The following is an 18,940-nucleotide window of genomic DNA, read 5'->3' as shown; positions in this document are numbered from 1 at the left end:
ACTGTTGAATTGATTTTTAATAAAATATAATAAAAACAATGTGTTATATATTATTGTTGAGTTGGCATCTATATTGCTTTTACCTTGTCGGGACAGTTAATTTAGCCAATCGCTGAGTTTAACTGGCGATTGTTGAAAAGTAATAGGAAGGAATTTGTTATGAACTTTAAAAAAGCTTGCGCTGCTGGTTTATCTGCACTGATTCTATCAGTTGGTGCGATGGCTAGCCCAATCAATGTTGGTGGTGTTATTTGGGATCCGGATGAAGAACTTAATAACCCGTTCCCTATGTTACAGGATTTCAACATGCGTGGCGCTATCCTGGAAGATGTTGCATCAGGTACTCCTGGTGAAATATTGACCGGTTATGGCCGGGTGCTGAACATTAACTCTCAGGATCCAAATTCAGCTCTGTTTTGTCCAGGTTGTGAGTTAACTTTCACCTTCTCTATGGAGTTGGTAAGTTTTGATATCACTTCAGGTACTTTAGGCGTTGTAGGTAACGAAGGTGATTTCGAATTCACTAATCTGGAAATCAATTTCTTTGTTGATTATGCACAAAATTACAATGGTACTTCGGGTACTGCTGGTGATGGTGACTTATGGTTGCAGTTAACTTCTGATTCACTTAGTGGTTCAGGTGCGGATAACTTGGGTACAGGTTCTGATACTGGTAACGGTTCTGCATTATTGAATGTTGAGCAAGTTGGGTTAGCATGGAACAATTTCGATACTAATGGTGAAGCTGGTGGCTATGATATGGTACTGGATTCTTCATTCCAAGGTATTGGTAGTGACACTCAGTTAGGCGGAAGTTTCCAGATTACTGGTAACTCAATTCCTGAACCTTCTTCATTGGCGTTATTAGGTTTAGGTATGCTTGGTTTTGCAGGTTTTGCGCGCCGTAAGAAAGCATAAATTCTTGAACTTTCTAGATGCAAAGAGCCAGCGTTAAGCTGGCTTTTTTTGTCTGGTTATTGTAATAAATTTACGATTTCATCTAAATTGCGAAGTTCATTCTTTAATTACAAATTAGTCAGAAAGGGGGAGATACAAACTGATTTTTCTGCTTCACTTAAGTTGATATGACGTAGCTTATGTTTGGATGCTGAATTGTTCATTACATAAAATATCCACATTACTAATTAAGTCTTTTGTAATTATTTTGATAACCATGCCTTGGAATATAATTCAATTTAAAGATACCAATGCATAAGGTCATAAGATACTACTGAAATACTTAATCTGTTGCTTGCAAAGAATATATTTCAGGTAAGGTTTTAAACCTAAGTTCTGGAATAACCAGAATGATCTCTACCTATACTGATGGCCTAGTTATAATTTTAAACAGTATTTACAGAAGCATCCTCAATTCTCATGAGGATGCTTATTGTGTTATCAACTCACTGTAATTTGTTTAGTAGCTCTTCTTTCCTGCTAATTATTTTTGCGCTTTCTGATGTTAAGTTTTCAAGTAGTTTTCGGGCTTGAGAATGTTTATCAGTTAATATCAGAAGTTCTGCATAATGTAACTTGGCGTCATTATCGTTTGGTAACAGTTTTGTTGCATTTGTAAGGTGTGTGTTGGCTTGCTCTAATTGCTCATTACGCAAATAAGCAAAACCTAGTGTGTCTTCAATTTGAGGAATTGATGGTGACAGGCTATAAGCTTGTTTAGCAAGCTCTAATCCTTTCAATGAGTTGCCTCTGCTAATTTCAACTATTGCCAGATTGTTTATTGCAGCGATGTCTTGAGGATTAAGTTTAAGCGCATTTTGATAATACAATGCCGCTTTTTCGTAAGCACCATTAAAACTAAAAAACTCGGCCATAGTATGATTATGCTTGTTAGGATCATCTAATTTTGCGTATTCATCTTCAAGTAGCTTGGATGCCTTTTCAAATTGGTTATTTGATTGCATTGCTCTTGCAAGAGGGACGGCAGAAATAAAAGACGGATAACGTTCATAAAATTTCTCGAGAAGATTTTGAGCTTGCTTAAAATTTTTATTTGCAAGAGCTAGTTCACCTTCATATTTTAGCAGGGTGTCGTTTTCTGCATTTTGAGTGTTTTTCAAAAGGGTCAGGGAATGGTTGGCTTTTTCCAGTTGACCTGTTTGTGTTTGATAGTTTATTTGCAATAGTTTTAGAGATTGTGAATTTGGAAATTTTTTTAGAGCCTTTTCTGTCAGCTCTAACGCTTGTTGTGTATTACCTTGTAGTTCTAGTACGCCAATTCCTCTCAACCATCCGCGTGAGTCATTTGGAAATTTATCCCGTAATCTATTATAAGCCGCTGATGCCTTAACTAGATCTTTCGCTTGTAAATTTGAGTCACCAAGGATAATGAGTCCTAGACTGTTTAGTTCCGTTATCGGTTCAAGGATAGATATGGCTTCTTGCGGTTTGCTTGAACTTCTGTAATAGAGGGCCAATGCAACCTTAGGGCTAAGTAGGTCTGGTTCTTCTGTTATTTTTTGTTCAAGTATCGGTTTAATTTCTTTTAGCTTATGAGACTGTTCAAATAATTGTAGTAGTAATACATAGGCACGCATCTCATCAGGTGAGATAGTTATAATATCCCTACCTACTTCGATCGCACGATCAAGTTCGTTTAGTTGCTGGTAGGCCCTCAAAAGTAAAAAGTAGGCCCCTACATGTGTAGGTTCAATTTCTAGAGCTTGTTTAAATGCCTCTGCTGCTTTTTGTGGTTGGTTTAACTCCTGATAAATAACCCCTTTTAGGGTTAAGCCATCTGCGGGGGATTTTTGCTGCCAATCGTTTGCAACTTTGAATGCCTCTGCATTTTTACCTTGCTTTAGATAAGCCCGAGCTAATACCATCCAGGCTTGCTTTAATTCATCATCCTGCTGAATAGCTTTCTCAACCGTTGTTATCGCTGATGCATCATCGGTTGCGAGTTTAAGCATTCCCTCTTTGAGTAGATTTGCTGCATTGGAAGAATCGGCCTGGTTTGCTTTTTCAAAAAACGTTTTTGCTTCGTCAACGTCACCTTTTAGGGCCAGCTTTATACCTGTTGAGGAAAAAAGGTCGGCGTCAATTTTACTCAGTCCTTCCAGTTGACTGAGTGTATTTTGTGCTTCTTCTGTGTAACCAAGCAAAAGCTGCGTTTGGGCCAATAGGCGATAGACTAGATTATCTTTACTCATGCCTTGAGCAGCCTGAGTTAGATATTTATATGCTAGCTCCAACTTTTTCTCTTTTAAGGCACTACTGCCTGCAATCAGTTGCGCCATTTTAGAGTTCAGACCATTTTGAACTGCTTTTTCTGCATGTGGTAATGCTTTTGCGTAATCCTGTTGTTCAAAATAAATCCGAGCCTTGAGTAAATTGGCATAAGGATTTTCTTTATTAAGTGTAAGCAGACGATCAATTACGCTGGATGCAGCGTTATAGTCTTTATCTCTGATTTGCGCATCCGCCAGCTGAAAAGATACTTGGTGCCAGCTGGGATAGATTTTTAAGGCTTTCTGATAATATTGACTGGCTTCACTAAACTTTTGTTGTTGTGAAGCAATTAAACCTTTTACATAATTTTTTTGAGCCAATTCATAGTTATTTTCTTCAAGTGAATGGCTCAGTTGCTCAGCTGATTCTAATTCGTTGTTAGTTAACGCCTGATATATCTTCCCTAATATTTGGTCATCACCAATTAGATCCTGAGGAAATGAATAGTCTGTGGAAGGTAAAGGCGAACGTAGATTAGAAATATAGCTATAGAAACTTACTCGACTTTGAGCCTGTTCATCGCTTAATTGAATACTTTGAGCAAGTGAAACTGCTCTTTCATAATCAGCTAAATAATATTGTGTTTTAACTAGGAAGGGCAGTACGTCGTCTGCGGTTGCGTTCAAATCTAATGCTTTATTGAGTTCTTTATCTGCTGCAGTGAAATTGCTTTGTTCTAAGTATATTTGCCCAAGTTTCAATCGCATCTCACTATTAGACGGATTGGCGCTAATCGCATTTTTTAGTTCGATTATTGCTGACTTAAAGTCTCCTTGTTGTTGAAACTGTTGCGCACTCTCTAAATATTGTTCTGCTGATTTCTGTCCACAGCCTGTTAGACTAATTATCGCTGCTGCAACTAAGGTGATGGTTAATTTTTTTGTAGTCATTATGTTCCCTTCTCTGACTGATATTTAATGATAGTGATTTAATCATTAAATCTGATTATGTCTTGGTCCCCAAAGAGCTGTCCAGATTGTACTTCAATTACCTCAAGTGGGAGCTGACCAGGGTTTTCCAGTGAATGTTTCACACCTATTGGTATATATGTAGATTGGTTTTCAGTAAGTAGTTCTTCTACGTCATTTTTGACTACTCGAGCGGTACCCGATACAACAATCCAGTGTTCAGCTCGGTGGTGATGCATTTGTGTTGTCATCTTTTTCCCGGGCTTTAAAGTAATACGTTTTACCTGAAAACGAGTTCCTTCATCGATGGAGTCATAACTACCCCATGGACGATAAATTTTCCTGTGATTAATACTTTCTGGTCGGTTAGCTTTGTTTAATTCAGCGACAATTTTTTTTATATCCTGGACTTTATCTTTATTGGCGATAAGTAGTGCATCATCTGTATCAACAATAATAAAGTTCTCCAAACCAAGAGTAGCAATTAATCTGTTTTTGCCATTTATGTAACAGTCATAAGTTTGTTCACTTATGATGTCACCACGCAGGTAATTGTTATTTTTATCTTTGGGGAGCAGTTCCCACAAGGCACTCCAGGAGCCAACATCACACCAGCCAGCATCTAAAGGTACGGTCACTCCCAAATTTGTTTTTTCCATAACCGCGTAATCAATCGATTCGCTGGGACAGGCACAAAATGCATCATGATCAAGTCGAGTAAAATCCAGATCATTTTGATTATTCTGGCTGGCTTCAAGGCAGGCTTGATAAATATCTGGTCTGTACTTCTCTAGTTCAGCCAAATAAAGTGAGGCTTTAAACATAAACATACCGCTATTCCACAAATAATCACCGCTGGATACGTATTGTTGTGCGGTGACTAAGTCCGGCTTTTCAACAAATTGTTCAATATTAAAGGCGTTGATACCTGTTGATATCCCTTTTTTAATGTATCCATAACCTGTTTCCGGTGAACTTGGGACTATGCCGAATGTAACCAGTTTATTTTGATTCGCGAGTTTGAAGCCATTTTCAATGCATTGATGAAAAGCGATGTTATTTTCAATAAAGTGATCTGAGGCCATTATCAGCAGCGTCGCATCCTGGCCTTTTTCCAGCGCCATAAATGCTGCGATGGCAACAGCTGGGGCTGTATTCCGCCCCTCTGGTTCGAGCACAATTGACTGAGGGTGATAATCTATTTCGCGGAGCTGTTCAGCCACTAAAAAACGGTGTTGCTCGTTAGTAATTGCTATTGCTGGTGAACAATTGCTTGGTAATCTCTGAACTGTCGATTGTAATAAACTTAAGTCCGCCTCAACTAAATTCAGAAATTGTTTGGGATAATGTTCACGAGACTGCGGCCACATTCTTGTACCGCTGCCACCACACATTATTACCGGCATGATCATTAGTTCTGTTTCCATCATCATTTAAAAACGGCTGAATACACCACGAGTGTCAACCACAACTTTGGTGTTGATGTCGTTGCTACTAAGCGCTTTAAATGGTTTATGATCAACCAGAATAACCAGAACATTGGCTTGTTCCAAGGCTTGCTGCAAATTTACCAGTTCAACATCTGCATCTGTTAACTTTTGTGGGAGAGTTTTGATATTAGGCTCCACGGCAAGAATTTTTCCAACATTGGAGCATGAGAGCTTCTGAGTGATGTCAAGCGCGGGGCTTTCCCGTAAATCGTCTATATCGGCTTTAAAGGCTAAGCCAAGGCAAGCAATCACTGGATGTTTAAACTGGTCTGCTGCTTGTTTTACCTGTTCAAGTACGTATTCGGGTTTCCCATCATTAATTTCGCGGGCAGAGCGGATCATACGTGCTTCTTCAGGTGCTGAATCCACAATAAACCAGGGATCTACCGCGATACAATGACCACCTACACCTGGCCCCGGACTTAGAATATTTACGCGGGGGTGACGATTAGCAAGTGCAATTAATTCCCATACATTTACTTTTAGCTTATCGCAGATAATAGACAGCTCGTTTGCAAAGGCGATATTAACATCTCTAAAAGAGTTTTCAGTTAGTTTGGCCATTTCAGCAGTGCGGCTATTTGTGGTGATACATTCTCCACGTACAAAGGTTTTATATAATTCAGTTGCTTTAGCGCTGCATTTGGCTGTCATACCACCAATAATTCGGTCATTAGACACTAACTCTTCAAGCACTCGTCCGGGTAACACCCGCTCAGGACAATGTGCTATTTGAATATCAGCATCTTCGCCTGCTGTTTGAGGGAAGGTTAAATCCGGACGAAGTTCCTCAAGCCAACTGGCGAGTTGCTCTGTCGCACCCACTGGTGACGTGGACTCAAGAATTACCAGATTGCCTTTTTCTAAAACGGGCGCAATTGCTTTAGCTGAACTGTGGATATAACTTAAATCGGGCTTCTTGCCTTCTTTAAATGGTGTCGGTACTGCGATTAAGAATGCCTGAGCAGCTTCGGGAGTGAGTGTAGCGCGTAATTTGCCGAGAGTGACCGCCGCCTGAACAACCATATCCAGATCCGGTTCAACTATATGTACTTTACCCTGATTGATAGTATTAACAGCATTTTCAGAGACATCAACGCCTACAACTTCAATACCACGAGATGCAATCACCGCTGCCGTAGGCAGGCCAATGTAACCTAAGCCAATAACTGAAACTTTTTCAAACACCTTCGAATCTCCATGTATCGTTTTTATATCTGGTTGGATAAAACTAATTGTCGGAAAAGACCGCGTTAGTTTTTACCACTTATTATTTCGCAAATTCTTTCACAGGCTTTGCCATCTCCATATGGATTATGAGCAAAACTCATGACTTCATATTGAGACTTATCATCCAGCAAATGACTTGCTTCCTGAAGAATTTTATTTGTGTCCGTGCCCACAAGTTTTACTGTTCCCGCTTTTACTGCCTCAGGTCTTTCAGTGGTATCCCGCATAACTAGTACTGGTTTACCTAATGATGGTGCCTCTTCCTGTACTCCGCCCGAATCAGTCAGAATTAAATAAGAGCGAGTCATAAGATACACAAATGGCAGGTAATCCTGAGGCGGAATCAGGTGAACATTGTTGGACTTTCCTAAAATCCGATCAACGGGTTCCTGAACATTGGGGTTTAAGTGAACTGGGTAAATAACCTGGACATCATCGCGATCAGCCAGTTCTTTTATCGCAGAGCAAATGCGCTCAAAGCCACCACCAAAACTTTCACGTCGGTGCCCGGTGACCAGTATCATTTTCTTATTAAGATCTAAAAAAGGAAATTTATCAGACAATGATTTTTCTAATTCGTTGTCCTGATTAATTTTCTCTTCAACTTTAAGCAGTGCGTCAATGACGGTATTACCGGTGACAAAAATTGTATCTTCAGCAATATTCTCAACCAGCAAATTTTGTTTAGCTTGCTCTGTAGGCGCAAAATGGAGCTGTGTAATACGGCCGGTAAGACTGCGATTGGCTTCTTCCGGCCAAGGGCTTAACAGATTTCCTGTTCTCAGACCTGCTTCAACATGACCAACTGCAATTTTTTGATAAAAGGCCGCTAATGAAGCAGCAAATGTGGTGGTAGTGTCTCCATGTACTAACACTAAATCGGGATTGGATTGAGTGAGCACATCCCGTAAACCTAGTAATACCTTAGTGGTAATGTCATATAAGTCCTGTCCGGGTTTCATTAAGTTCAAGTCATAATCTGGGGTGAGCTCGAACAAGGACAATACCTGATCCAACATTTCCCTATGTTGTGCCGTTACACATACTTCAACATTTAGCTCTTTTTGTTGTTTGAGAACTAACGCCAAAGGCGCCATTTTTATTGCTTCAGGGCGTGTTCCAAAAACTAATAAAACTTTTTTAAATGTCACATAATATCCTTATCGAGTTGTGCATTATTCGACGTGTTGTTTAACGAACTCAACCAATGAACCAAAATCTTCAAATACATCGGCACTGATTTCATCATCATCAATTTCAACGCCAAATGTTTCTTCTATGGTTGTAATAACATTTACGATAGCCATTGAGTCAAATTCGGCAATAGCACCCAGTAGCGGGGTATCATCATCAAATTCCGTTTCATCAGATATCTGTATAACATTTATTAAAATATCTTTTACGTGTGCTGCTACATTCATTTACCAACTACCTGTATTATTTGATTTTCATAACGTGAGCCATAGACAGCAGGTTTAATAGCCTGCAATATGTTTATTGTTCCATTAAATAGCGCCTTAGGGAACAGGAAGTAATAACTTAAAGAGGGAATGAGGGTTCGATGATCAGGTTTTTCCACCATCTGTTAACAAACAATAGCAATATCAAGCCACAAAAAAAGGCCATCTCTTTTAAAAAGCAGCAATTCAGTTATGAAGAGACGATTCAGCAGGTAGAGAATCTGGCTGGTAGTTTGAGCTCTTTAGGTGTGAATGCGGCTGAACGGGTCGCCGTGTTTTTGCCTAAAACACCACAAAACGTTGTAAGTTTGTTTGCTGTAAGTCGAAGTGGTGGTGCATTTGTACCTGTAAACTCGGTGCTTAAACCCATGCAGGTTCAGCATATTTTGACAGATTGCGATGTTAAAATACTGATTACCAGTTCAGATAGATTAACTGCACTATTACCCGTGCTGGCGAACTGCCCGGCCCTGAAGCATATTATTCTTACCGATAAACTCCCAAAAGCCGTTCCTGCAGACATTATCTGCCATGTCTGGAACGAACTCCCGACTGGTAAAGCCGCAACTGAGCCCTCTACGGACAAAGATATGGCAGCCATTCTTTATACTTCCGGCAGCACGGGCAAACCAAAGGGGGTGGTGTTGTCACATCGCAATTTAATCTGCGGTGCCGAGAGTGTTGCTGAATATTTAGAAAATGATGATCAAGATGTCATCTTAGCACTTCTTCCTCTTAGTTTTGATTATGGATTAAGCCAGATTACAACTGCATTTTTGGTCGGAGCGGAAGTGGTCCTGATGGATTATTTCCTGGCCGGTGATGTTGTCAAAGCTATTGATAATCATAAGGTGACTGGGTTAGCTGCTGTGCCGCCATTGTGGCAACAATTGATGAAAGCGACATGGCCTGATACTGCAACAGCTAGTTTGCGTTATTTCACTAATTCCGGTGGCGCCATGCCAATTCCAACGCTTGCACAAATTAGACAAACCTTTCCTAACGCTAAGCCATATTTGATGTATGGATTAACAGAAGCCTTCCGCAGTACCTATTTGCCACCAGAATTGGTTGATGAACGTATTGGTTCTATGGGTAAAGCCATTCCTAATGCGCAAATTATGGTGGTTCGAGAAGATGGCCGTGAATGTGATCCAGATGAACCCGGTGAGCTGGTTCACCGTGGTCCACATGTGAGCTTGGGTTATTGGAATGCGCCGGAAAAAACCGCTGAGCGCTTTAAGCCTGCCCCATCTCAGGATCAGGGGCTTGTACTCACTGAAATGGCAGTGTGGTCGGGTGATACCGTGAAAAAAGATAAAGACGGATTTTTGTATTTTGTTGGCCGTAAAGACGAAATGATCAAAACATCGGGGTATCGTGTGAGTCCGATGGAAATAGAAGAAGCCTGTTATCAATCAAGTGATTTTATTGCCGAAGCAATTGCCACTGGTGTTAAAGATGGTGAATTGGGTCAGGCAATTGTGGTGTTCCTTGTGATTAAAGAAGGCTGTGAAATAGAACAGCAAACACTTATCGCCAGCATAAAAAAAGCCTTACCCAATTTTATGCACCCCAAATACATCGAATTTCACACATCACTTCCACGTAATCCAAATGGCAAGGTTGATCGCGCAATGTTGTCGCAACAGGCTACTCTGCAGTATGCAAGTTAAGGGATAGGACATAGATAATCATGACAAAGCCACAAGTTGTTCACGAAAACATGGATCAGTTCGCCACGCAAAACGGTCAATTACTGATTGGGGGAAAAAACCTTGATTCAATTGCCGCTATGACGGGAAAAGACGTATTTTATGCCTATGATGCTGCCATTGTACAACAGCAAGTCGATTTATTTAGGCAACATATTCCTTCCGCTATCCAGTTACATTATGCGGTAAAAGCCAATCCTTACGTTCCGCTAGTGCATCGTATGGTCGATTGGGTTGATGGGTTTGATGTGGCATCACAAAAAGAAATGTTGGTTGCATTGCAAAGTGGTATGCATGCAAAAGACATTAGTTTTGCTGGTCCATCCAAGCAACTGGCTGAAATTCGGGCTGCAATTACTGCCGGTGTAACTTTACATATTGAGTCCGAATTAGAGCTAAGCAGAGCGATTGAGCAAGGTGTGCAACTGGGCATAAAACCTATTGTGGCTTTTCGTGTTAATCCCGCATTTGAACTCAAAGCCTCAGGCATGAAAATGGGTGGCGGCCCCAAGCAATTTGGTATTGATGAAGAGCGTTTATTTGAAATTTTGCCTGACCTTGATTACGGTCAGTTTCATTTCAGAGGCTTTCATATTTTCTGGGGATCACAAAACTTAAAACAGGACGCCATCATCGAAGCCCACGCTAATACCTTTGAATTGGCACAAAAACTTATCAATGTTACTCCCGTTCCTACATTAACAGTTAATTTGGGTGGCGGTTTTGGTATCCCCTATTTCCCGGGAGAAAGGCGGCTGGATATCTCGCCAATTGGACAACATTTATCGGAATTGTTAGGCCAATATCCGGCCCTGGCGGAAATCGAGTTAGTGATTGAATTGGGGCGGTTTTTGGTGGGCGAAGCCGGGATTTACGCCAGTAAAATAACCGACATCAAACAGTCACGAGGACATACCTATTTGATGACCAATGGTGGTTTGCACCACCACCTCTCTAATTCAGGCAACTTTGGTCAGGTGATTCGTAAAAACTACCCTGTTGCGATTGCCAATAAAATGGACCATGAGCCTTCTGAGCACAAGGTGACGGCAGTTGGGCCACTGTGCACGCCACTAGATACACTAGCCGACAAAATGGGCTTACCTGAAGCTGAAATTGGCGATTGGCTGGTGGTATTTCAATCAGGCGCTTACGGACCAACTGCAAGTCCGCAGGACTTTCTGGGTCATCCACATGTAAGTGAGATCTTACTTTAGTGATGGCAAGGCTGGATAGGGAGGCAGGTTGGCTGCTTCTCTGTCATTAAAATAAAAGTTTTCGCTGATTTGACTGGCATTTACTTTACCTACAAAAATATTCTGTTCGATGATGGTTGGTACATCATTGGCGGCTATGTGCAAAGGAACACTTCCATGTTCTCTGTCGAGTAAAAAGATATTTCCTATCAGACTAATTTTGTTTTTTGTCGCAGATAATCCTTCAAGACCAAATCCAATAACATCACTATTAGATGTGGCATTACTTTGTTGAAGAACTGAATCCTTTATCTCCAGCACGCCACCATTGGAAACATCTATTAGTCTGCTGTCTTTACCCGTCAGATTGGCAATTGTGCTGTTTAAAATGGTTGTAGTCTGTGCACGTGATTTAATTTCGTGCCCCTCATCTTTTGAGCTTAAAAACTGACTATTGTTAATTAATAATTCACCACCACCGACATATATTCCATGTGCTTGGCCAGCTTTACCCAGACGCTCAAATTTGCTGTTATTGATACTGACAAAACCAGGCGCCTGTCCGGTTAATAGTCCTTGTTCTGCATCGTGGAAATAAACATTGTTCAATTCCAGATTTTTGCCATCAAGTCTGACACAGGCGCCATTTTTGCTTGCTACGCTGATACCAAAACATTCAATATTATTGATACTGGTATTATTGCCAACTATGACTAACGCGCCTTTGCCCCACGATGTTTTGTTAGCTATTGCAGTTTTATTGGGTTCACCAGTAATTAAAACATTATTCGCTTTTAAAACACCTGTCTGCTCGAATAAACCTTCACTTAGCCTGATTACACTAAAGTCTTTTGCTGATTTCATGGCAGCAGCAAGGTCTTTTACTTTTTTACCATTCAGATAAACATCTTGAGCCATACACCAGGTTGGTATTACTAAAGTAATACCGATCATGTATAACAAGTGACGAAAACCTACCATTGAGTTAATTTTCCCGTGTTAAAGATTGAACAAATTTAACAGTATTAGACTCAATCATCTTTTTCCATTCCGAGGTCGAAAAGGTATGATCGGCCTCGTTAATACGGAAAACTTGAGCTTTTGTTTTTAGCCATTTTTTCCATTGTTTATTGGCTTGCGCGGCCTGTTCAAATTCTTTTGCAGTTAAATCATTACCACTTAACGTAATGGCTATTTTACCATCAAATGCTCGTGCGCCTTCCAACATAAGTTGCTGATAACCTGTTTTGTCTGAGTGTTGAGACGCTACCGAGCTTTTAGCGAACTGACCCGCCTCAGAAACACTGTTTTTTAAGTTAACATGTCCTCGTAGTAACTTTTTCCAGAATTCCGGATTAAAAAGGCGCTGTAAATAATAATATCTAAGCATTGCTTTGCCCTTTGCGGCAGAATTCTCTAACCAGGGATTTAATAAATATAAACCAACAACCCGTTTATCTTTGTGCGCATACATCAAAGCAGCGGAAGCTGCATCACATAGCCCCCAAATAATTACATTGGTGATGTTTGACGCGTTAAAAAAGGAGTTTATAGCGGCATGAATATCATCATCCAGATTATCAAAGGTTTGTTTATCGCCTTCACTATCCCCCATACCTCTTACATCAAAACGAATAGAGGGGATACCTTGATGTGCTAGAGCCCGGGACAATTGTACAAACTGCCGATGACTTCCTATTCGATATTGTGGGCCTCCAACCACTATTACAACACCCGTTTTACCATCAGCATCGTGTAATATGCCAAGGCTGTTTTTCCCTGCTATTTCAAATGTAAACGGTGTTTCATTAAATGACATGTTTCAGAATTTCCTGATGCACAGAATTGAGTCGGGGCTCATCAAATATCTCGGGGGTTTGCCAGAATGCTGAGCTTGCCAGAGGATAAACATGGCAATGAGACCAAGTCGATGCAAGTTTTGATAATACTGGCGTGAGTGATTTTGAGCCCAATTCCAGCCAATGTAATTCACTCAGGGGAGCGGAGGTTTGATCAAAATCCAGTGATTCAATACTTTCAAGCAATGGGGCAGTAATCGGATAACCTGCAATTTCAATAGTGTTGCCTGCTTTAATCAGTTGTCGCCAGTCTGTTTTTTCGCCCCCTGCCAGAGTATGGCTGGTGTGCTTTAACCTCATCATCTGATTTACAAAAGCTGAGCCTTTGATTATTGGTTTCCATACAAGTTGTAACTTTATCGGCAGGGCATCGTGTAAGGCTTTTTGCATACTCAATTGCAATAACGCACCAAAGCGCACACCAAGAAGGATGATATGCTGAACTCCTTGCTGTACAAGCCAATTACCAGTCGCAATAATATTTTCCACACATATATCACAGTCTGTTTGGTCAATGTTTCCTTCGCTGTCGCCAGTTCCTGCATAATCAAATACACAACTCGCAATATTTAATTGTGAATATATACGTTGTAACTGCTTGGAAATTACCGCACGGGAAAGATTCATCTCCTCCATTATAGGGGGGATACAAAGAATGACAGTGTCAGTCAGACTCCCATATTGAGTGACAAAAATATGATGTTTAGCTGACGTAATAAAACGTCCCGTTATCGGTACGGAGTTATTTGTTTCGGCCATTTGTACTGCAATAATCCTTTATTTTGAGTGCACAGGTGCAAGTGCTGCTATTTACCGGTGTTACTTGCTCAACTATGTTGGTAGCATAGAGTACAACATACTAATAAAAACCTATTGATACATGGAAGTATATTTTCCCCCGGTTATTGCTAACGCAACTGATTTTCCCGCAGTAACAATAAAAGCATCACCAAAAGTGGATTTTAGGATGCTACGTTTTTTTCGGAAAAATCACTACTCAGAATTTATCCGTCTTACCAAAAATGGTCGAGGTGCATTGGGTATAGTGGGTCAGCAACTAAAATATAATGATCGTAAAAATGTCATTTTGATCCCTGCGTACCACTGCCCAGCGCTAGTTGAACCGTTTATTTGGTTAAATTACGAAATAAGGTTTTATCCATTAAATCCTGATTTGAGTGTTGATATAGAGCAGTTTAATGCGCTGGCACAAGATGATGTTACACACTGTATCGTTGTTCGTTTTTTTGGCTTTTCACAGAATATAGAAGCGCTTAAAAGTAGCGCAAAAACACACAACCTCTTAGTCATCGAAGACTGTGCACATGCCTTATTCGACATTTTACTTCCACAATCTGAGACCCCTGCGGATTCTGATGCGCAGATAGCCAGTATCAACAAACTGTTGCCCAGTATTGATGGTGGAGTGATTCATTTTCCTAAGGTGAGGTTGCCTAAATTACCTTGTTATTCCCTGGGGGAAGAATGTAAAGGGTTAATGCATAGTATTGGTTTGATGCCCTTTATCAATAAAATCAGACAGCTTTTCAGAAGAAAAACATCAGAACCTGCAGAGCTATTCGCCACTCATGTAAAGGCAAATAAGTTAAAATATTTTTCTCCTGACGACATGACCTCCGGTGGATACCGTCATACTCAATGGTTATTAGATTATTGTGATATCAATAGGATTAAAGTTAAAAGAAGTGAAAACTTTAACTATCTGGTTGGACAATTGAAAAACTCAACCATTGGTCACCCATTGTTTGAGCAATTATCTGACAACACCCCTTATGTTGTTCCTTTTTTGCTAAATGACAAAAAATATTTTACAGCATTGAGAAAACAGGGAATTCAGGTGCTGCGTTGGGAGGAAGTCGCTAAATCTGATTGTCGTATTAGTCAGGACTACAGAGAGCGACTTGTACAACTACCTTGCCACCAAAGTTTACGTCAAAATGATCTCGATGAAATCGTTTTGCAAATTCGAGCGTTGGAGACACACTAACTATGAAATGGAACATTCTCCCCATTGATTCTTTCTCTGACTATCAACCCGCCTGGGATGAGCTTAATAAAGCTGCCCACGATGTTGCTGTTTTAAATAGTCACTTTATTAAAAGCCTGATTGAGCATTTTGCTTCAGAGCAAGTCGTATTGGCTGTTGGTTATCGTCAATCCCGCATTGAATATATGTTACTTATGCACAAGGTCAGCTGGGCGCGTTGGGCTACTTTTATGCCATCTCAAGCACCAATTTGTTTGATGGTTCATGGGAAAAATACGTTAAACGACGAGGTAATGAGTAGTTTATGTAAGGCATTACCAGGTCATGTCATGCAAGTGGATTTATTGCAAATTGACACTCGCCAGACTCATTTGCCAGAAAGCGGGCGATGTATCGTATCGGATTATATTGTTACGGGAACCAGACCCGTTCCTGACAACTTCGATGAATATTTTAAATCGTTAGGTAAAAATTTACGTCAAAACTATAACAAAGTGATAAATCGGGCTGAAAAGGCCGGCCAGAAGCTTGAATGCAAGCATGTTTCGGCATTAGATGATGTTATTGAAGGTGTAAAAAAATACGGTGAAATAGAAGCGAAAAGCTGGAAGGCTGATTTAGGAACGGCAATTGAACCTGATAATGATCAGGGACGTTTTTACACGAATATGATGGCCCGATTAGCCGAAAAAAATCAGGCGTGCGTTTGGTATTACACAATTGATGACAACATCGTTGCCTGTGATCTTTGTATTATTCAGCATCATGAATTAATCATCCTTAAAACCACGTTTGACAATGACTACGCCAAGTCATCTCCTGCATTACAAATGAAAGTCGATATGTTGCGCTACTATAGTGAAAATCCGGAATTCGGGATTAAAAATATCGAATTCTTTGGAAAGGCAATGGAATGGCACAAAAGACTGGATTCAATATTACGGCCCATTGTGCACGCAACCTGGTACAACAATATTCTTTATCAGAAGTTGGTTGCTGTGGTTAAGTCTATAAAAAAATAGCAAGGATCATTTTGCTAATTTTTTACTCAGTTTGCGTCCTATTCCAATACTGGGTACTTCAACAAATTTATATGAAAAAATGGCAACCCAGTAAGTGCCAATAATTCCGAGAAAGGCGGTCAGTAACGTTCTGAGTAGTGCATCATGTATCTGAAAGTGCACAGATAGTATTACGGCTAACCCAATCAGAAGATTGTGGTAAAGATAGGTGCTATAGGATATTTCTCCGTATTTGAGCAAAAAGCGTTTGATGGCACTGTGTAATTTGAAAGGAGAAAACAAACAAATAAAGACGCTGGCCATACCAATTAATCCATACCAGTTCCAATGATTTGAAATAAAAGGAATATCGGGTAGCTCAATGATGTGATTAGTAATTAAAGACGCAAGCGTGAACAGCGCAATCAGGCTTAACAAGCCTATAGTTGGAGAAATCCGTATTGATGTTCTTTCATACATATAGCCAATTAATACCCCGCCCCCAAAGGTAAAAGCCAGACTAAATACTGCATTTGTCGCTGTTGTTGTTATATTCAAATAAGGCACAAAGTAGAGCAGACCACAAAAAATGACCACTGCTAAGCTGCCTGATTTATTTAGAAAAACAATCATGAGAGGGAATAGCAGGTAGAACTGAAATTCCACCGGTAGACTCCAGTAGGCATTGTTAAACAAACCGGCAGGCCCGGTTAAATTAAAGCTGAGAAATACGTAATTAATTAAATCAATTAAACTGAAATCGGCCAGAAATTGCCGTTCTATCCAGAATCCATGAGGATCTGTATAGGCGTGTTGGAACCAGCTGCGAAATGCAATGTAGCAAATCAGCGAAACAACAAAGGCGGGCCAAATACGGAAGAAACGCTTAGTGTAAAAGCTAAAAACAGGACTGTTCTCTGTCTTTCGGGTATTACTGATGTACAAAGTACAACCGCTCAATACAAAAAATAATATAACGCCAAAACTGCCTAGATTAAGCGCTTTCAATATTATGTAGTGAGCCGTCTCATCCTGTTCAACATAAGAGACAGATATTGAATTAAGTATATGGGAAATTATCACAACAAAAGCTGCTATTCCTCGTAGCCAGGTGAGCTGTTCAATATGGCTTGAAGCTGGGATAGTATTTTTAACGTCCATTGTTAATATCACTGATTTGTTGTTGAAGTGTTGATATCCAGATTTGATTGCCTGCCTGATTCAAATGTGTGCCATCAGGCAAATAAAGATCATTAATCTTGTCTGCATTATTCTCGAGCGCTTTATTTAAATCAAAAAAATATACGTTTTGATAGATATTACAAAGCGATGATAACTCTTGATTAATATGCTCGATTCTTGACTGATAAGCCTTTTTATCTGACACCTTGTGCGGCATTAAAATGCTAGTTATAACAACTGGTACATGAGAAGGCAGTACGGAAACAAGTTGTGTATAGCCGTTTAACATTGATATATCCGTTTGTAACGGTAAATCATTGAGGCCAATGTGAATAACGATTGTGTCAGCCTTATCAAGATTCGAGTAAGTCGGTATTCGTCTGATTAAACCCGATAAGGTATCCAGACCGATGCCAAAATTGACACTGTTATTAACAACGGCACTAACACTCAGTCCTTCAATCAAGCTGTCACCAATAAAAACAGTGCTGTGTGAAGGTAAGTTTTTACTCACTCTTTGATGAAATACGATTCTGTTGTGGTACCAAGGTGTATCAGGATAAAGTGGGTTTTCCTTAAACCAACCGGAAATGGCAATCTGGACTGATTGAGACTGGCTCAGTAATAGTATCAGTAACAAATGCACGCCAAAAAAATACGAGTAAGTCAGGCGTTTTTTTAAGTTACTGTTCACGAATCATTTGCCCAGAATTTTCAGAATTAAACGCAAGTGAAATTTAAAAGGGGTTTTATCCCAAGGGGTAAAACGTCTGAGTTGATGCGGGTCGGTTGTTGGAGTTGAAACCCCCCATTCTGTAGACACAGCGTACTCAAATCCTGCGTTTTTTGCCAGGGCAACTGCTGCATCATCATAATCCGTTGAGCGTTTACCGTTTGGATAAGCAAATCCAATAATCTGCTTACCTAGCAAGCTCTCCAACGCCTTTTTACTTTGCGTAATTTGACTCTTTTGTGTGCCTTCATCTTCAACCGCCAGAATCGGATGATCAACTGTATGCGCACCTATATCCACCCCGAGTTTTGAGAGGTTGTAAATCTGCTCAGGAGACATCATTTTTCTGGGTAATTCTTCAGCATTGTTGTCTTTGTATAACTGGTCAATTGTTGTAATACGCTGTGAGTAAGGTAAATACTTTATATGAGGAATCAACTGATAGGCGAGTTGTGCCCGACTGACAGAATCGTCAACAGCTTGTGGGGGCAGGTCAATTGCTGATAAGTTGAATTCGGTAATATTCTGTTGACCAATCAAGTCAATTAATCTGTCATTCCACATATTTCGACCATCGCTAAAGCCTGTCGCTATGTAAACTGTTGCGGGGATTTTATAACGTTGCAGGATAGGTTGGGCGACTGTCAGGTTATTGATATATCCATCATCAAACGTTACACAGACCGAGTTCGCAGGCAGTCTTTTTTGTTTTAACAATTTAACTGCTTCGGGTAACGATATCGGATTGAAATTCCGGGCAATTAGCTTCATTTGCCAGTCAAATTCGCTGGTATCCGGCTCGGGCATTCGCATAGGATCTTTTTGATCAACAACCTGATGGTAAATTAAAATCGTCAATTTGTTGCGGCTGGTTAGTTTACCCAGCTGTTTTAGTAGCCAATGCAACAT

At 40.2% G+C, this 18,940-nt stretch carries 16 protein-coding genes; 5 read left to right on the top strand and 11 right to left on the bottom strand.

The annotated features are described in order from the left end of the window. Nucleotides 1-159 precede the first annotated feature (159 nt). Nucleotides 160-918 (top strand): PEP-CTERM sorting domain-containing protein, encoded by a 759-nt coding sequence (locus H8B19_RS07845; RefSeq protein ID WP_206683170.1) that lies wholly within the window; start codon nucleotides 160-162, stop codon nucleotides 916-918. A gap of 485 nt (nucleotides 919-1,403) precedes the next feature. On the opposite strand, the gene prsT is transcribed toward H8B19_RS07845, so the two are convergent. The 5 genes from prsT to H8B19_RS07820 all read right to left on the bottom strand — a co-directional run bounded on the left by prsT (nucleotide 1,404) and on the right by H8B19_RS07820 (nucleotide 8,298). After that, nucleotides 1,404-4,139, bottom strand: a complete 2,736-nt coding sequence (gene prsT, locus H8B19_RS07840) for an XrtA/PEP-CTERM system TPR-repeat protein PrsT (protein WP_186506255.1) — start codon at nucleotides 4,137-4,139, stop codon at nucleotides 1,404-1,406. 38 nt (nucleotides 4,140-4,177) lie between these two features. Beyond that, nucleotides 4,178-5,590, bottom strand: a complete 1,413-nt coding sequence (locus H8B19_RS07835; RefSeq protein WP_277816391.1) for a mannose-1-phosphate guanylyltransferase/mannose-6-phosphate isomerase — start codon at nucleotides 5,588-5,590, stop codon at nucleotides 4,178-4,180. Beyond that, nucleotides 5,591-6,835, bottom strand: a complete 1,245-nt coding sequence (gene wecC / locus H8B19_RS07830; RefSeq protein ID WP_186506254.1) for a UDP-N-acetyl-D-mannosamine dehydrogenase — start codon at nucleotides 6,833-6,835, stop codon at nucleotides 5,591-5,593. Nucleotides 6,836-6,900: 65 nt separating this feature from the next. Next, nucleotides 6,901-8,028, bottom strand: a complete 1,128-nt coding sequence (gene wecB, locus H8B19_RS07825) for a non-hydrolyzing UDP-N-acetylglucosamine 2-epimerase (protein ID WP_186506253.1) — start codon at nucleotides 8,026-8,028, stop codon at nucleotides 6,901-6,903. Between the two features lie 24 nt (nucleotides 8,029-8,052). Further along, entirely contained in the window at nucleotides 8,053-8,298 is a 246-nt protein-coding gene (locus H8B19_RS07820) for an acyl carrier protein (RefSeq protein ID WP_186506252.1), read from the bottom strand. Between the two features lie 140 nt (nucleotides 8,299-8,438). Here H8B19_RS07820 and H8B19_RS07815 point away from each other — a divergent pair, with 140 nt between their 5' ends. Next, nucleotides 8,439-10,013: an acyl-CoA ligase (AMP-forming), exosortase A system-associated gene (locus tag H8B19_RS07815; RefSeq protein WP_186506251.1), complete on the top strand. Its 1,575-nt coding sequence runs from the start codon at nucleotides 8,439-8,441 to the stop codon at nucleotides 10,011-10,013. Nucleotides 10,014-10,033: 20 nt separating this feature from the next. Continuing rightward, nucleotides 10,034-11,269, top strand: a complete 1,236-nt coding sequence (locus tag H8B19_RS07810) for a pyridoxal-dependent decarboxylase, exosortase A system-associated (RefSeq protein ID WP_186506250.1) — start codon at nucleotides 10,034-10,036, stop codon at nucleotides 11,267-11,269. On the opposite strand, the gene H8B19_RS07805 is transcribed toward H8B19_RS07810, so the two are convergent. From H8B19_RS07805 to H8B19_RS07795, 3 genes are read right to left on the bottom strand one after another with little or no spacing between them, the layout of a single operon-like run. Beyond that, nucleotides 11,261-12,229: a hypothetical protein gene (locus H8B19_RS07805; protein WP_186506249.1), complete on the bottom strand. Its 969-nt coding sequence runs from the start codon at nucleotides 12,227-12,229 to the stop codon at nucleotides 11,261-11,263. The two genes, H8B19_RS07810 and H8B19_RS07805, sit on opposite strands and share 9 nt — an antisense overlap. A 4-nt stretch (nucleotides 12,230-12,233) precedes the next feature. Further along, nucleotides 12,234-13,067, bottom strand: a complete 834-nt coding sequence (locus tag H8B19_RS07800; protein ID WP_186506248.1) for a hydrolase 1, exosortase A system-associated — start codon at nucleotides 13,065-13,067, stop codon at nucleotides 12,234-12,236. Further along, entirely contained in the window at nucleotides 13,057-13,734 is a 678-nt protein-coding gene (locus tag H8B19_RS07795; RefSeq protein ID WP_186506247.1) for an alpha/beta hydrolase family protein, read from the bottom strand. The genes H8B19_RS07800 and H8B19_RS07795 overlap by 11 nt, the downstream gene beginning before the upstream one ends. 253 nt (nucleotides 13,735-13,987) lie before the next feature. Here H8B19_RS07795 and H8B19_RS07790 point away from each other — a divergent pair, with 253 nt between their 5' ends. Together H8B19_RS07790 and H8B19_RS07785 are read left to right on the top strand one after the other, a co-directional pair. After that, nucleotides 13,988-15,115, top strand: coding sequence for a DegT/DnrJ/EryC1/StrS family aminotransferase (locus H8B19_RS07790; protein WP_186506246.1), 1,128 nt, complete (start codon nucleotides 13,988-13,990; stop codon nucleotides 15,113-15,115). Between the two features lie 2 nt (nucleotides 15,116-15,117). Further along, nucleotides 15,118-16,137, top strand: a complete 1,020-nt coding sequence (locus H8B19_RS07785) for a GNAT family N-acetyltransferase (protein WP_186506245.1) — start codon at nucleotides 15,118-15,120, stop codon at nucleotides 16,135-16,137. A gap of 6 nt (nucleotides 16,138-16,143) precedes the next feature. Here H8B19_RS07785 and H8B19_RS07780 read toward each other — a convergent pair whose 3' ends face one another. Genes H8B19_RS07780 through H8B19_RS07770 form a run of 3 tightly spaced genes read right to left on the bottom strand, consistent with a single transcriptional unit; the run spans nucleotide 16,144 to nucleotide 18,940 of the window. Continuing rightward, entirely contained in the window at nucleotides 16,144-17,277 is a 1,134-nt protein-coding gene (locus H8B19_RS07780) for an acyltransferase family protein (RefSeq protein WP_186506244.1), read from the bottom strand. Then, a complete protein-coding gene (locus H8B19_RS07775) occupies nucleotides 17,267-17,992 on the bottom strand; it encodes a GDSL-type esterase/lipase family protein (RefSeq protein WP_186506243.1) in 726 nt (241 codons plus the stop codon). The genes H8B19_RS07780 and H8B19_RS07775 overlap by 11 nt, the downstream gene beginning before the upstream one ends. A gap of 3 nt (nucleotides 17,993-17,995) precedes the next feature. Beyond that, on the bottom strand, nucleotides 17,996-18,940 hold the full coding sequence (locus tag H8B19_RS07770) for a polysaccharide deacetylase family protein (protein WP_186506242.1): 945 nt from the start codon (nucleotides 18,938-18,940) through the stop codon (nucleotides 17,996-17,998).

The organism is Neptunicella marina (assembly GCF_014270035.1).
GTDB lineage: Bacteria > Pseudomonadota > Gammaproteobacteria > Enterobacterales > Alteromonadaceae > Neptunicella > Neptunicella marina.
This window is presented reverse-complemented; position numbering and strand designations above follow the sequence as displayed.